Source organism: Gordonia sp. NPDC003424, from assembly GCF_053588655.1.
In genome coordinates this window covers 54,489-69,590 of record NZ_JBSFQJ010000007.1, presented here as the reverse complement: position 1 = coordinate 69,590, position 15,102 = coordinate 54,489, and the positions used below count along the sequence as shown (strand labels likewise).

12 protein-coding genes are annotated in these 15,102 nt (G+C 66.3%); 6 read left to right on the top strand and 6 right to left on the bottom strand.

Annotated features, from left to right (window positions below; all coding sequences use genetic code 11):
- Window positions 1-277: 277 nt before the first annotated feature.
- The 3 genes from ACWDTI_RS12350 to ACWDTI_RS12340 all read left to right on the top strand — a co-directional run bounded on the left by ACWDTI_RS12350 (window position 278) and on the right by ACWDTI_RS12340 (window position 2,649).
- Window positions 278-613: a carboxymuconolactone decarboxylase family protein gene (locus ACWDTI_RS12350; RefSeq protein ID WP_449738381.1), complete on the top strand. Its 336-nt coding sequence runs from the start codon at window positions 278-280 to the stop codon at window positions 611-613.
- Between the two features lie 54 nt (window positions 614-667).
- On the top strand, window positions 668-943 hold the full coding sequence (locus ACWDTI_RS12345; protein WP_449738380.1) for an ester cyclase: 276 nt from the start codon (window positions 668-670) through the stop codon (window positions 941-943).
- A gap of 308 nt (window positions 944-1,251) precedes the next feature.
- Window positions 1,252-2,649: an MFS transporter gene (locus ACWDTI_RS12340; protein WP_449738379.1), complete on the top strand. Its 1,398-nt coding sequence runs from the start codon at window positions 1,252-1,254 to the stop codon at window positions 2,647-2,649.
- Between the two features lie 6 nt (window positions 2,650-2,655).
- Here ACWDTI_RS12340 and ACWDTI_RS12335 read toward each other — a convergent pair whose 3' ends face one another.
- Genes ACWDTI_RS12335 through ACWDTI_RS12325 form a run of 3 tightly spaced genes read right to left on the bottom strand, consistent with a single transcriptional unit; the run spans window position 2,656 to window position 7,377 of the window.
- Window positions 2,656-3,555: a helix-turn-helix domain-containing protein gene (locus ACWDTI_RS12335; protein WP_449738378.1), complete on the bottom strand. Its 900-nt coding sequence runs from the start codon at window positions 3,553-3,555 to the stop codon at window positions 2,656-2,658.
- 48 nt (window positions 3,556-3,603) lie between these two features.
- Window positions 3,604-4,392: an N-acyl homoserine lactonase family protein gene (locus tag ACWDTI_RS12330; protein WP_449738377.1), complete on the bottom strand. Its 789-nt coding sequence runs from the start codon at window positions 4,390-4,392 to the stop codon at window positions 3,604-3,606.
- Window positions 4,393-4,419: 27 nt separating this feature from the next.
- On the bottom strand, window positions 4,420-7,377 hold the full coding sequence (locus tag ACWDTI_RS12325; RefSeq protein ID WP_449738376.1) for an AMP-binding protein: 2,958 nt from the start codon (window positions 7,375-7,377) through the stop codon (window positions 4,420-4,422).
- 164 nt (window positions 7,378-7,541) lie between these two features.
- Here ACWDTI_RS12325 and ACWDTI_RS12320 point away from each other — a divergent pair, with 164 nt between their 5' ends.
- The 3 genes from ACWDTI_RS12320 to ACWDTI_RS12310 are packed head-to-tail and all read left to right on the top strand — an operon-like array spanning window position 7,542 to window position 11,101.
- Window positions 7,542-9,089 (top strand): class I adenylate-forming enzyme family protein, encoded by a 1,548-nt coding sequence (locus ACWDTI_RS12320; RefSeq protein WP_449738375.1) that lies wholly within the window; start codon window positions 7,542-7,544, stop codon window positions 9,087-9,089.
- 36 nt (window positions 9,090-9,125) lie between these two features.
- The gene (locus ACWDTI_RS12315; RefSeq protein ID WP_449738374.1) at window positions 9,126-10,220 is read left to right on the top strand and encodes a Zn-dependent alcohol dehydrogenase; all 1,095 of its coding nucleotides are present in this window, start codon (window positions 9,126-9,128) and stop codon (window positions 10,218-10,220) included.
- A gap of 38 nt (window positions 10,221-10,258) precedes the next feature.
- Complete coding sequence (locus ACWDTI_RS12310; protein WP_449738373.1) at window positions 10,259-11,101, top strand: alpha/beta fold hydrolase; 843 nt, start codon at window positions 10,259-10,261, stop codon at window positions 11,099-11,101.
- A gap of 488 nt (window positions 11,102-11,589) precedes the next feature.
- On the opposite strand, the gene ACWDTI_RS12305 is transcribed toward ACWDTI_RS12310, so the two are convergent.
- The 3 genes from ACWDTI_RS12305 to ACWDTI_RS12295 are packed head-to-tail and all read right to left on the bottom strand — an operon-like array spanning window position 11,590 to window position 15,100.
- Window positions 11,590-12,756 (bottom strand): CaiB/BaiF CoA transferase family protein, encoded by a 1,167-nt coding sequence (locus tag ACWDTI_RS12305; protein WP_449738372.1) that lies wholly within the window; start codon window positions 12,754-12,756, stop codon window positions 11,590-11,592.
- On the bottom strand, window positions 12,753-13,601 hold the full coding sequence (locus tag ACWDTI_RS12300) for an alpha/beta fold hydrolase (RefSeq protein WP_449738371.1): 849 nt from the start codon (window positions 13,599-13,601) through the stop codon (window positions 12,753-12,755). The genes ACWDTI_RS12305 and ACWDTI_RS12300 overlap by 4 nt, the downstream gene beginning before the upstream one ends.
- Window positions 13,602-13,609: 8 nt before the next feature.
- Window positions 13,610-15,100, bottom strand: a complete 1,491-nt coding sequence (locus tag ACWDTI_RS12295; protein ID WP_449738370.1) for an aldehyde dehydrogenase family protein — start codon at window positions 15,098-15,100, stop codon at window positions 13,610-13,612.
- Between the last annotated feature and the right edge of the window lie 2 nt (window positions 15,101-15,102).

Sequence of the window (15,102 nt, the reverse complement as noted above, 5' to 3'; positions counted from 1 at the left end):
GGGCGCGAAGGTGGTCGATACGCGTTCGCTGGCCCGGTCGTGATCTCCGGTGACAAACGTGATTCGTCGGGAGGGGGTCGGGCCGGTGTCGCGGCTGATGCGCGGAGTGGTGGTCATTCTATGCCTCCGATTTACTCCATTGGTGCAGTAATTTCCTGGCGTCGTTGAGCGAAAGGATACCTGTGAACTGCGGTTATGCATAGCTTCCCGTTGACTGTTCTATTGTATGGATTATATATGTCATAGGAACACCGCTCGAACGACGTGAGGAAAGTCCATGACGGAAACCCAGAGCCGTGCGCAACGATTGATCGGCGACCTGGCGCCCAAGCTCGTTGAGCTCACCGATGACGTTCTGTTCGGTGACGTGTGGGCACGCCCGCAGCTTTCCCCGCGAGACCGCAGTCTGCTGACCGTGGCGTCGATAGTCATGCAGAGTCGACCGGATCAGCTTCACGGCCACTTCGGCAGGGCCCTCGCCAACGGGATAACCGCACAGGAACTGGGGGAGGCCATCACCCACCTGGCGTTCTACGCGGGCTGGCCGGCGGCCGCTGCAGCGATCACGACGCTTCGTGCTGTCGTGGATGAGAGTGCGGACGCGGGGGCCTGAACCGCTACCGATGGTGTGACGGTATAGCCCGAGCGCGTCGGCGCTTTGCGCGGCATGATCGGCGCGTTCATCACGGCCTTCCCCGACATGAAGATCGACCGCCGCAACACCTGGCGCGAGGGCGACACCTCCGTCGCGGAAGTCGCATTCACCGGAACCCAGACCGGCCCGATGGCCACCGCCGAGGGTGAGGTACCGCCCTCGGGACGACACGTCACCTTCGGGTTGATCGACATCTTCGCCGTCTGCGACGGGAAAGTTGCTGAGCACCGGGTGTATTGGGACAACGTATCGTTTCTGACGCAGTTGGGTTTGTTGCCGGGGAGTTGAAGGTGGCTACGCAGTCGCCGGGTTGATCCGAAGAGTCGCCCCACCCGCTGATCGAGTGAGCGAGGAGCTTGCGACGAGCGCATCCGCCGGGTCGAGTAGTCCGAGCGAGCTTGCGAGCCCGGACGTAATCGAGACCGAGATCCATCAGCCGGGGGCATTCTCGATCACCGAGAAGGGATTATCCGTCGGATCCCAACGAGGTGCCGGTAACCCCTGGCACACCCGAGTGCTGCGTGTCACTCTCAGTGGGATCGACGAAAACTCCTTGTAGGACTTCGGTTTCGTCGACTTCGACGAAAGGTATCCCGATGAGTGCGAGCGCATTCTCCCCGCCCGGAACGACCGACATCGGCAGACGCGGTCTCGGCGTCGCCGTGCTGTGTATGTTCCTGAATCTGGTCGATGGATTCGACCTGTTGATCATCAGCTTCGTGCTGCCGAATCTGCCTACCAATTCCAATGATCCGGCCGATCCACTGAACTTCGCCTCGACTGCCGAGAAGGGCTACATCGTCAGTTTCGCGTTGGTCGGCATGGCGGTCGGCGCCATCGGTCTGGCGCGCCTCGCCGATCGCTACGGCCGGCGACTGATCGCCCTGGCCGGCATCGCCGTCAACTGTGTGGGTCTCGTGTTGTCGGCGCTGTCCCCCAACGCCGAGTTCATGATGGGCGCCCGGTTCATCACCGGAGTCGGCATCGGCATGGTCAGCGTCGTCATCGTCGTGGCCGCCCAGGAATCGACCGCACCGAAGTACCGCAACCTCGCCACCGGCCTGGTCATGATCGGCTATCCCCTCGGCAGCGTGTTGGCGGCGTTGAGCACCAACGCGATCACCTCCGCGTTCGGCTCGAACTGGAAGGCGCTGTTCCTCTTGGGCGCCGGACTGGCTGTGGTGGCGTTCATCGCGGCGTTCGTCGGCCTGCCCGAGTCGGTGAAGGCGGCCGAACGGCGGTTCGAGACCGCTGCCGGCGGCGACCTCGCGGAAGCAGACAAGGCGCCCTCGCTCCTGAGTAAGAACCTTCTCGTGATCACGCTGTTGCTGTGCGTCGGCTACATGACAGTCTCCGGCGTGTTCAACTTCGCCGCCGGTCTCACCCCGGATTTCGTGAAAACTGCGATCGTTGCGGGATTCGACTCCGATCTCAGCAAGGAAGCGCTGGCGTCGGCGACCTCGGCGGCCCGGCACACCGGCCAGAATGTCGGATTGTGGCTGTCGCTGGGCTGCCTGGTCGGTGCGATCCTGCTGGCGACCCTCGGACTCGTCGTCAAGGCCGTCCGGCTGACATGGGTGTTCTGCGGTATCGCGGTCATCGCGATGTTGGGCTTCGCCAACGCGTTCCCGGCTCCCGGTCATGCGCCCACGGCCTGGCTGTATGTCTGCGCCGTTGCTCTCGGTATCGGAATCTTCGGCGGCATCTCGTCGTACAGTGCGCTCGTCCCGCTCGCCTACCCGCCGCTGGCGCGGGCGAAGGGTTACGGTGCCATGCTCGGTGTCGGTCGGCTCGGGGCGATCGTCGCACCGCTGATCAGCGTCTACCTCGTCACCGAGATCGGCGCGCAACGCCTCTACAACTACACCAATCTGCTGCTGGTGGTCTCCCTGGCGTGTGCCGTGGGCGTGGTGTTCGTGATGCGTCGACGGGGCAGCGACCCGGTGGCCGCTGTGCACCGTGCGCACGAACAGCAGACCGAGGTCACCGCGTAACCTCTGTCAACCGACCCGAGACTCCCCACCCGCCGGGTGGGGAGTCTCGGCGTTGGTGGCGTTGGTGGCGGCCCACGCGGACAACAACTTCAGGGCGTCCGCGTCGCGGGCGTCCGGACCGGCCGAGTACACCACCACGTAGACGCCGCGGGCCCGAGGGATGCTCAACGCCTCGTAGTTCAGCGCGAACCGACCCAGCGCCGAGTGGTCGAACGTCATGGTGCCGTGGGTGGTGCCGACCACGTCGTGTCGCGCCCAGCGGGTTCGGAAATCGTCGCTACGCGTTGACAACTCGTCGATGAGGTCGGTGATCCTGGGGGAGTCGGGCGCCCGCGCGGCGGCGACACGCAGGATGCCGACGGCATCGTCGGCCGAGGATTCCCAGTGCACCAGCAACCGCGGTGCCCGCTCGTCGAGGAAGATGAAGCGTGCCAGGTTGAGGGTGCCGCCGTCCGGGTCCGCGGCATCGGCATACAACGCACGGCCCAGTGGATTGGCATCGATGACGTCGAGGCGCTGGGTCTGGACGAGGACGGGCAGCGTCTCCAGCGACCGGAGCATCGCCTGCACGGTCTCCGGTACCACCTGGGGTGCGCTCCGCGCCCATGTCGGTCGGTTCGAGCGACTGCGCGCGGCGCGCACGAGGATGAAGAAGTGCCGAGTCTCGTCGGCATCGAGCTGCAGTGCCTCGGCAATCGCGCCGAGGATGTCGTCGGACGCGCCGGTCACCTGGCCACGTTCGATCTGGGTGTAGTAGTCGACGCTGACATTGGCCAGCTGCGCGAGTTCTTCTCGACGCAGGCCGGGTACCCGCCGCTTGCCGTGTGCGACCAGCCCGACGTCTTCGGGCTGGATGCGGGCGCGGCGAGTCATCAAGAAATCTCTGATCTCGTGCGTCAGGTCCACGAGTCCTACATTAGGACTCGTGGACCTCGGTGCGGGAACGTTTGGGGGTTACACGACCTGCCGCCCGTTCGGACGCAGTTTCTCCCAGTCGGCGATGTCGTGGTTGACCCAGACGGTGGTGTTCGGCCGGCTGCGCAGCAGCTTCAGCCGCTTGAGTGATTCGATCGCGGCCGCGGTGTCGGAGTCGGCCTGCATGCCGGCGCAGCAGCTCACGTTGTCGTGCTCGTGCGCGACATCGCCCGACAGGATCAGGGTCGATCCGTCCGGGAGCCGTAGCTGTAGGGCGAGGGATCCCGGGGTATGGCCCGGCAATGACAAGATGACGACGCTACCGTCGCCGAACACGTCGTGGTCGTACCCGGCGGGTACCTCGAGCCAATCGATCTGCTCGGCAGCCGCCAGGTCCGGGGGCATGAAGAACGGCGCCACATGATGATCCGGGGATTTGGCATAACGCAGTTCGCCGGAGCCGACATAGCCGGTCGCGCCCGCGAAGTGGCGGAGGCCGCCGGTATGGTCGAAGTGCATGTGCGACATGACTACTCGTCGGACATCTCCGGTGGTGAAACCGAGGCTCTCGAGTTGGACGTCGAGCGCATACTCGGCTGGAAAATAGATCTTGTACAGTTCCGCGGCCGGGCCGTACACCGATGCGGGGTCGCCGGCCCCGTCGATCCCGGTGTCGAAGATGAGAAGTCCGTGTTCGGGGTGCTCGACGAGGAACGACGGCAACGGCATGGTGATCTCCGTGCCGCCCTTGCCGAACATCATGATGCTGTTGTCCATGGTGACCGTCGGCGCATCGAGTGCCCACAGCCGTGAAATTGTCTCTGCCATAGCGGTACTTCCGTTTCTATCGGTGTTTCAGCGAGCCCGGCTGTAGGTTTCGCCGTCGGGATCCAAACGCCAGAGGGTGGTTCCCCGTGTCGGCATCGGGATCTCCTGGGGGAGTGCGGATATCAGCGGTCGAGCCCAGGTGCTCAGCTCGATCTTCTTCACCACGGCGACCGTATGTGGTCGGTGGTTGCGGTCGAGTCGCCGCAGGGTCGACTCCAGATCCCACTGGGTGAGCGTTGCGCCGGGGAACAAGGTGACCGCCGCGACGAGTACGTCGGTGCCGTCGCCGTCGGCGACCCCATACGCCACGGCCATGTCCACACTTGCGATGCGGCCGAGCGCATTCTGCACTCGGGTCGGCGACACCAGCCCGTCGGCGGTTCCGATCAGGCTGCCGATCGGATCGATGAGCCACAGGTCGCCGTCGGCGTCCGCGGTGAACACATCTCCGGTCAGCTGCCACGAGTCGTCGGTGGCGAAGACCCCACGGATCAGATTGCGCGACGGCACCTTCGGATCGCTGCGCGCCAACAGCAGTCCGGCCTCGCCGGGTGCGCACTCACGGGCGAGCCCATCGGAGCCGTACGCCAGCTGACGAGTCTGCTTGTCGAACTTCGCGACGCGCACCTCGGCAGTCCCCGGCAACGGCCGTCCGACGCTCCCGACCTTGCTGGCGGGCACATTCGCCAGGATCGCCTCGCCGTCGGGCGACGCATAGAACTCGAGAACCCTTGCGGGAGCGAATCGCTCGTTCACCCGTCGCCAGAGATTGTGCGGCATACCCGATCCCACGAAGAGGCGGATCGGGGATTCCCGCTCGATGGGGTGCCGGGGTCCGTCGGCGATCTCCCGCAACGACGTCCAGGTGTACGACACATGGGTCGCGCCGTAGCGGGCGACCTCCTCCCAGAACGTGTCCCGGTCGGGTGCGCTGGCGAACGCCAGCCGAGATCCCGCGGCGATGGCCGCCCCGACGGCCATCAGCAGCGCCGACGGATGATGCAGCGGAGTACGCGAATACATCGTGTCCTCGGTCCGGAGAGCCGCGGCACTGGCCGTACCGAGCGCCGAGAGCGCCCACCGTCGATTGGTGATCAGCCGGGTTCGGGTGTCGGCGCCGTCGCCGGTGAACAGCACGAAGGCGATGTCGGACCCGCGGAAGGGGTTGGGCCGGTACCACGCCGGCAGGGAGACCTTGTCGGGATCGATCTGTTCCATGTCGATGACGTGGTCGGGAAGGTCTCGGCTCTGGCCGCCGCCCCCGAGTACGCACCATTGCACACCCGGCACGGGCTCGTTCTGCACCCGCTCGGGATCCGAGATCAGCCACCGGAATCCACCTGCAGCGGACGACTGCATCTCGACATCGCATTCGGGACGCAGCAGCACCGACGTTGCACCGAGGCGGCTGACGGCGGCGACCAGTGCGAGCGACGACGGCCGTGCGCTCATCATCACCCCGACCCGGTCCCCCTGGCGCACACCGAGACTGATGAGACCCTTGACCACCGCGTCGATTCGGTCCGCCAATTCGCGGTGGCGAATGACCCGGTCGCCGAACATGAGTGCGATGCCGTCCGGGTTGCGCTTGGCCGACTCGTCGAGGAGCAGTCCGATGGAGATCTCGGTCGCCGACTGCAATCCGTCGAGGCGGTTGAGCAGCGGAACCTGCGAACCGCGTTCACGAATGACCGCCTGCGTGGTGGTGAGTGCATTGTTGGCGGCGCGGATGACGGTGCTGGAGGTCCCGATCCCGAGATCCACCACCGTCCGTACCCGATTGGACACGTCTCCCGGGGTCCAGGCGACATCTGACGTGACCTCGTCGGACGGCACGATGGTTGCGGGCAGGTCGCCCTTGCCCGCCCGCCACTCGATCCACTCCGCCACCCTGGGCCACGTCCGCTTTCGGGCCCCGGCGCCGGCCACGATGCCGAAGTGTCCGGCCCGCAGAGTGAGTTCATAGACCGGCGCGCGGGGTGCCGCGCGTTTGATGCCCCGCACGGAGAGCGGATGGCCCTCCTTGTCGGTCTCGCCGACGGCGATCATGATGGGGCAGTCGATGTCGGAGAGCGACACGGTTCGATCGCCGATCACCAGGCCGCCGGACAGCATGCGGTTCATCACCAGCGCCTGCTGCAGGAACTCGCGGATCGCCGGCCCCGACCACGCCGTCCATCCCTCGTTCTCCAGGAATTGGCGCTGTTGTTCGCCGGGCAGCAACTTGTCCCGATCATGCAGCGCGAGATAGTAATTCAGCTTGAACTTGACGGTTGCCATTGGATCGAGCATCCGGGTCCACGCCTTGTTGAACCAGGACGGCAGTGAGATGTGGTCCAGCACCTTGGTTCCCAGCAGTACCTCGGCAATGGCCGCGTACGACTCCATGGACATCGGGATCGGCAGTGGAGCCGACTGGAAATCCACGGGCGCGCCGAAGGTGACCAACGAATCGATACCGTCGCCGCGCCGGTATGCCGCGGCCTGGTAGCCGAACAGGCCGCCCTGCGAATAGCCGCTGAGCACCACGTCGCGGCCGGTTGCGGCGCGCACCTTGTCGACCGCATCGCTGACCGCCAGGACGTGATCGCCCATGGTCCGCTCCAGACCGCCCACTTCGTGCTCGGGCCGACCGAAATCGACGACCCACACGTCGATCCCGCACTCGTGTACCGCGCGGACCGAACTCGAGGCCGGCGCGACGTCGTACACCTCGGTCGCCATCATGAGCGGCGGCACCAACACCAGCGCCGGCAGTCCCGATGGCGCATCGTCGGCGAAGTAGTGGCGGAGCCGGTACACCGGCTCGGAGGCGACCACCTCGAACGGGGAGGTCTCCGCGTCGATCTGTAGTCCCCCATAGCGGAGATACTCGGCCACATTCCGGGCCGTCACATCCGCGCGACGCGCAAGGTCGATCACTTCTCCCGCGCCGGAACCCACTCGGGTCGGCACTGACGAGATCACATTCAACGGGTTCACCACGACGACTCCTTCTTCGTGGGATGAGATTAGGCAGAACCCGGTGACCTGCGGAACCGTGTAGAGGGGTGCTCTCATCCCCTGGTATCCGCGGCCGCGACGGCGTGAGATAGATCTCGTAGCCGACGATGCGCACGCCCGCGTCACGATTCAGGAGCAGCGATCTCATGGGAATGAGCCTCAACTTCATCACCGACTCGATCGCGAGTCAGATGCCCCCGGTCGACCCCAGCCGGCCCGCGCTGGCCCTGGGTGGTGACGAGGTCGTCTCCTGGACCGACCTGCGCGCGCTCGAGTTGCGGTACGCGCGGGCGCTGCAGAACGCCGGGGTCGTCAAGGGAGACCGGGTCGGCGTGCTGCTGCGCAACTCCGTCGACTACGTCGCGTTCTATCTGGCCGTCGCCCGGGCCGGTGCCATCTCGGTGCGCCTCAACTGGCGGTTGACCGCACCCGAGCTGCAGTTCGCGCTGAGTGACTCGGGGGCCACCGCCCTGGTTTTCGACCGCGACTTCGCCAACAACATCGAGCCGATCCGCGATCAGATCGACGTCACCACCTACGTGGTGCGCGGTGGAATCCTCGACTGGGCGACGCCCCTGGACGAGTTCGCGTCGCAGGAATCCGATGCGACGGGATTCCCCGACCTGTCGTTCGACGACCCCGCGTCGTTGATGTACTCGTCGGGCACCACCGGTCGTCCGAAGGGCGCGCTCTTCTCGCACGGCAACGCCATGTGGATCGGCTCGATCCAGGCGCAGCGATGGCACCTCGACCACACCACCGTCGCCCAGACCTCCGGCCCGCTGTTCCATGCCGGCGGCTTCGAGGTGCTGCTACTGCCGACGCTGCTCGCACACGGCACCGCCGTCACCTTCCCGTCCGGTGGGTTCACCTTGGAGAACTTCATCTCCGTTGCGCGGGAACGTCACACGACGACGATGCTGCTGTACCCGTTCATGCTGTTCGATCTCCTCCGCGATGACCGGCTGACCGACATCGTCCCAGATTCGTTGCAGCGCATCGTCACCGGCGGCGACATTGTGATGCCGTGGGTGTACGACGAACTCGAGAAGAAGCTGCCCGGCGTGTCCCTCGTGCAGTCCTACAGCCTGACCGAGGGTGGCGCGGTCAGCACCAGCCTGGAGTTCGATGTCGCCCGCGGACACGAGAGCAGCATCGGCCGGCCGCAGGCGATGACCGAGATCAAGGTGATCCGCCCCGACGGCTCACTCACCGATGTCGACGAGGTCGGTGAGATCTGTGTCCGCAGTGGTGGAGTCAGCATCGGATACTGGAATCGCCCGGACGCCGACGCGGAAACCTTCCGCGACGGATGGTGCCATTCAGGCGACCTCGGACGCATCGACAAAGACGGTTACCTCACGATCGCCGGCCGCGCGAAGGACATGTACCGCAGCGGCGGCGAGAACGTCTATCCCGCCGAGGTCGAGATGATCATCACCAGCCACGACGACATCGCCGACGCTGCGGTGGTCGGCGTGCCCGACGACAAGTACGTCGAGGTCGGCGCAGTGTTCCTCGTCGCCGCGAAGGGCCGCACCATCGACGCCGACGGCCTGCACGGTTGGCTGATCGAACGACTCGCGAAGTACAAGGTGCCCAAGCACTATCACATCGTGACCGAACTCCCCCGCAACGCCGGCGGCAAGGTCCTCAAGACGCAGCTCCGCGAAAAGGGCATCGCAGCACTCTGATTGACCGCCACGCATAACTTCACCGAAAGGCATTTGATGACAAAGGCAGCGATTCTCACCGTCCCGGGTGAGCCTCTGTCCATCCGCGACATCGATGTGGCCGCACCAGGCCCGGGAGAGGTTGCCGTCGAAGTTCAAGCCACCGGCGTCTGCCACTCCGACGTCGGGGTGTTCTCCGGAGAGCTCCCCGCACCGCTGCCACTTGTCCTCGGGCACGAGGGTGCCGGAATCGTCAGCGAGGTCGGCGACGGCGTCGACGGACTCGCCGTCGGCGACCACGTCGTCCTGTCGTGGCTCGCGAGCTGCGGCTCCTGCTACTACTGCGAGCGGGCCGAACCACATCTGTGCGGACGCCCGCGGACCATGCTCGGGGCCCACACGATGCCTGATGGCAGCACCCGCATGTCCCTCGACGGTAAGCCGGTCCGACAATTCTGCGGACTCGGGTCATTCGCCCAACGCACCGTCGTACCCGCTGGGGCGGCCATCCCCATCGCCGCCGACATCCCGATGTCCTCGGCCGCGCTGCTGGGCTGCGGAGTGCTGACCGGATTCGGTGCCGCCGTCAACACCGGCGGAGTGCGTGTCGGCGACTCCGTGGCCGTCATCGGCTGCGGCGGAGTCGGTCTCAACGCCATCCAAGGTGCGCGCATCGCGGGGGCCACCACCATCATCGCCATTGATGTCCACCCGGAACGGTTGGCACTCGCCACCAAACTCGGTGCGACACATACCATCGCCGCCGGCGACGACGTCGTCAAGCAGGTGCAGAAGCTCACCGGCCGGCGCGGTGCCGACGTGGTGGTAGAGGTCGCCGGACGCCCGGCGACCGTGCAGCAGGCCGTCGCCATGACCCGCCGCGGCGGCACCGCGGTACTGGTCGGCGCCGCACCAGGCGTAGGGATCGACGAGGTGTTCAACAATGTCGTCATGGCGGGCAAGATCGTCAAGGGGTGCCTGTACGGCTCCGCGCACGTGAAGCGCGACATCCCACGGTTGGTTGACCTGTATCGGTCCGGCTCGCTGATGCTGGACGAACTCGTCACGGAGACATTTGGTTTCGACGCCATCAATGACGCGGTGAACTATTGTGCCGACGAGAACGGCGCCCGCGCCGTGGTCGTGCGATGACCGCACCGCATAACCGTTCCAGGAGGGGAATCGCCATCGTGTCCGACAACGACAGTTCCGACCGCGACAGCACCACTCGATCCATCGATCGAGTCGTCACCGTTGACGGGTTGAGCCTCTACAGCCGTCGGCGCCACGGCGATTCGCAGGTTCCGCTGCTGCTGGTCCACGGCCTCGGCGGATCGATGGATTCGTGGGAACCGTTGCTGGCGCAGATGCCCGGCCGCGACGTGATCATGATCGACTCGCCCGGCATGGGGCGGTCCGACGTTCCCCGGCGTCCGCTGCCGATGCACCGTATCGCCGACAAGCTGGCGGGTGCCTTGCGTGAGCTCGGGGTGTCGCGGGTCGACGTGCTGGGGTACTCGCACGGCGGTGCGGTTGCACAAGAATTCGCGAAGCGCCACCCGAACCGGCTGCGGCGTCTCACGTTGGTCGCCACGGTCGCCGGGCTGCCCTGGGTCCCGCCGCGCCTCTCCGCGCAGCGTGCGTTGGTCTCGACTCGGCGCTACCACAGCAAAGAAGCCGCCGCCGCCGACGTCCCGGTGTTGGCGGGCGGCCGTACCGCCCGAGACGAGACAGTCCTCTCAGAGATCCTGGCCGACCGCGAGGCCAATCCGCCGAGCACCACCGGTTACCGGTACCTGCAACTCGCGGTCCTCGGCTGGTCGAGCCACCCGTGGCTGCACCGACTGCAATGCCGCACCCTGGTTCTCCAGGGTGACGACGATCCGGTGGTACGAACGGTCAACGGCCGCATCCTCGCCTCGCGCATCCGGCACGCGCGCCTGGAGGTCCTGCCGGGAGCGGGCCACATGATGATGTTCGACGAACCCGAGCGAGTCGGACCGATCATCGATCGGTTCCTCGCGGAGGACTGACGGCGGCCGTCGCGGCGGACTGTCTCGAAGGGGCACCACCGACTACCTCTGCCAGGGCCGCCTCTTCCATCCCGCTGTTCGAGTGAGTGACCAGGGCCGCCGCAGGCGGTCAACGTGGCTCGGGAAGAGTCCCATTTCCGCTGGTCGAGTAAGGCCCCGAGCCTGCGAGGGACCGCATCGAGACCGTTGTGCACGTTGATCTCGGTCTCGATACGTCCGGGCTCGCAAGCTCGCTCGGACTACTCGACCCGCCGGATGCGTTCGTCGCAAGCTCCTCACTTACTCGATCAGCGGGTGGGTGACTCTTCGGATCAGGCCCCGAGCTTGCGAGGGTCCGCATCGAGATCCGGTGCCGTCGCAAGTGGTTTCGATACGCTCGCCTCCTTCGTCGGCGGGCTACTCAACCAGCGAAGGGACGCTCGCCTCCTTCGTCGGCGGGCTACTCAACCAGCGAAGGGGGACGCTACCCGTCCGACGTTGGCGACTTCTCAGACGATCGCGCCGCTGTCCCTCAGCGATGTGATCTCACCTTCGTCGATTCCCCAATCCGAGAGCGCCGCATCGGTATTCGTGCCGGCCGGAATCGCCGGTCCCTGAATCCTCCCTGGCGTCCGACTGAAGCGCGGCGCGGGCGCGGGCTGCAGCACGCCGTCAACCGGCACGAAAGCGTCCCGGGCCGTTGCATGCTCGGCCTTGATCGCCTCGTCGAGGTCGAGCACCGGTGTGACACACGCCTCGACGCCGTCGAACACTTCTTCCCAGTGCGCCCGAGTCTGCCCGGCGAAGATCGCGGCAAACTCATCGCGCAGTGCGGGCCAGGATGTCCGATCCCATTGCCGCGCAGAGATTTCCGCAGTAATGCCCAGAACGGACAGCAGGTTGGCGAAGAACTTGGCCTCGATCGCGGCCACCGCCATGAACAGGCCGTCGGACGTCTCGTACACGTGGTAGAACGGCGCACCCCCGTCGAGGGCGTTGCTGCCGCGGTCCAGGCTGAGCATGCCGGCCTGCCGTTGCCCGTAGAAGACGCTGCCGATCAACGAGATTCCGTCGACCATCGCCGCATCAACGACCTGCCCGCGACCACTACGCTGCGCTTCGAACAACGCAGACACCACCCCCATCGCCAGCAGCAGACCGCCACCGGCGTAGTCGCCCAACAGATTCAACGGAATCGACGGTGCGCCACCGGCCGGACCCATGGTCGCCAGCAGACCGGTCATCGCGAGGTAGTTGAGATCGTGGCCCGCTGTCTGGCCCAGCGGGCCTGCCTGCCCCCATCCGGTCGCACGCCCGTACACCAGCCGAGGGTTGCGAGCGTCACACACGTCGGGTCCGAGGCCGAGGCGCTCCATCACGCCTGGACGGTTACCCTCGATCGTCGCGTCGGCATGCTCGATCAGCCGTAGCACGGTCGCGACACCGTCGGGATGCTTGAGGTCGATGGCCACCGACCGCCGGCCCCGGTCATTGACGAAGGCCGGTTGTCGACCGTTGTGCGCGCCGAGATCGGTGCGCAGCGCGCCGACGTCGCTGGGCCGGTCGATACGGAGCACCTCGGCGCCCAGGTCGCTGAGCATCATCGCGCACCACGGTCCGGGGCCGAGTGCCGCGAACTCGATGAACTTCACTCCTGTCAACGGTCCGCTTGTCACGGTGCCTCCTGGCTTCGGTTGATGACATCGAGTAGCCGGCTCGTCGCTTCGTAGGGCAGCAAATGCCCGACGTGGTCCCAGATCTCGACCTCCGCGCCGATGATCAGATCGGCCAGGATGCGCGCATTGGCGACCGGCACGATCGGATCGTCGCGTCCGTGCAGGATGGTCGTCGGTGCGATGATGTTGTGCAGTCGGTCCGGCCGCCGCCACGACGTCGATGCCGCCGACTGCAGCAGCGGCGTCCACCAGGCGATGCCGCTGGTCCGCAATTGTGCTGTCAATTCGCGTAATTCGCGCGGCGACTCGTGTAGTGCACCTGGTCCGCCAAGCGACCACACAGCGCGACGCCAACCGTCGTTGGCGTTGCGTAGGGCTATCTGCCACAACATCCATGACGTACGGGCGATGGGAATGTGCATCGCGGGGATCGGCGCGACGGTGTTGATCAAGACGAGTCGGCGGACCCGGTCGGGGTGTCGGATGGCGAGCTCTTGCGCGACCATTCCACCCATCGACCAGCCGACGACAGTGGCGTCGGCGATGCCTGCACTGAGCATCGCGGCCCACACATCGTCCGCGAGATCCTCGATCGTGAACGCCGGGGTCAGATGTCGCGAGCCCCCGGTTCCGCGGGCGTCCACGGTGATGACCGTGTGACGGGTGGCCAGTTCGTCCAACGCGGTCGGCCACACGGTGCCACTGGCGCCGAATCCGTTCAGCAGGACCAGTCCGGGACCGTTGCCCGTGACGCGGTGAAATCCTCTGTGCGTGTCCACCGCCGGCGAGTAGAGGGTCGAATTCAGCTGCACCACCAGGCGAGTGGCCGCAGAGACCGCGGACATCACCGCCGTCACAGGGCGCCGATCAGGATCTGCTTCAGTTCGGTGAACCCCAGGATCCCTTCGGGGCCCGCCTCGCGGCCCCATCCGGAGGCCTTGACGCCACCGAACGGCGCGCTCATCGCCGGTCCGAAGGCGTTCACCCCGACGGACCCGGCGCGGATACGCGCCGCGATCTCGACGCCGGCGTCGGTGTCGGCGGTGAAGACAGCACCCGACAGCCCGAAGTCGGTGGCGTTGGCGAGCCGGACGGCGTCCTCGACGTCGTCGTACACCTGGACGGCGGTCACCGGACCGAACACCTCACGTCGGACCAGCTGGGCGTCCTCGGGTACTTCGGTGAACAATGTCGGCAGGTAGTAGTGGCCGGCGTCACGGCCCTCGGGACGTCTTCCGCCGGTGACGAGTTCAGCGCCGTCGGAGAGCGCCTGGGCGACAAAGCCTTCGGTACGATTCACCGCCGCCGTGTTGATCAGCGGCCCGACGTGCGTGGCCGGCTCGAGGGGGTCACCGATCCGCAATCGTTCGAATCCGATGCGAAGACGTTCGACGACTTCGTCATGTCGCCGGCGTGAGACCAGGATGCGGGACAGCAGCGCGCAGACCTGACCGGCCGCGTTCGTGGTTCCGGGGATGAGTGAGCGCAGCGCGGTGTCCAGCGGCGCATCGTCGAGGATGACGGCGGGCGATTTGCCACCCAACTCGAGTTGTACCCGCGCGTAGCGTTCGTGGGTGGCTGCCAGCACATCCTGTGCGGCAACGTGTCCGCCGGTCAGTGACACCATGTCGACACGCGGGTCGCGGGTCAGGGTTTGGCCGATGTCGACACCGCCGCACACCACGCTGAGCACGCCTGGTGGGAAGCCGGCCAGCTGGGCGCATTCCGCGACGATCGACATTGTCAGCTGGGTCTCCGGTGCCGCCTTGATGACCACCGGGCAGCCGGCCAACAACGCCGGTATCACCTTGGACGCCACCGTGACCACCGGTCCGTTGTACGGCAGGATCGCGACCACGACACCGACCGGTTCGCGTCGGAGCAGCACGTCGCCGAGCTCCGATTCACGTCGGTCGTCGGCGAGGATGCGCTCCGCCGCGGCCATTGCAGACCGCCACGCCGGTACGGCAGCGAACCGGTAGAGGGCACGCCCGTGTCGGACCGGCATGCCGGCCTCGACCGCCCACACCGTGTCGAGATCGGCGGCGCGTTCATCGACGGCCTCGAGCCAGCGCGCGCATGCGGCGACCCGGTCGGCCACCGCGGTGGCGGCCCACACGTCGCGCGCGTTGTCGGCGGCGTCGATAGCGGCGAGTGCATCGGTGGTTGACGGGTGCCTGGCGTCGACAACCGACTCTTCGGTCGTCGGCGAGACGACAGTGTGCACCGATCCCGATGCCGTCCGCCAGTCACCGCCGATGTACACGCCCTCGGCGTGCTTCACCGCGACGCCGGCGATCACTGTTGTCGTCGAGTCCTGACCAGTTTCCTGTGTTCGCAACACAG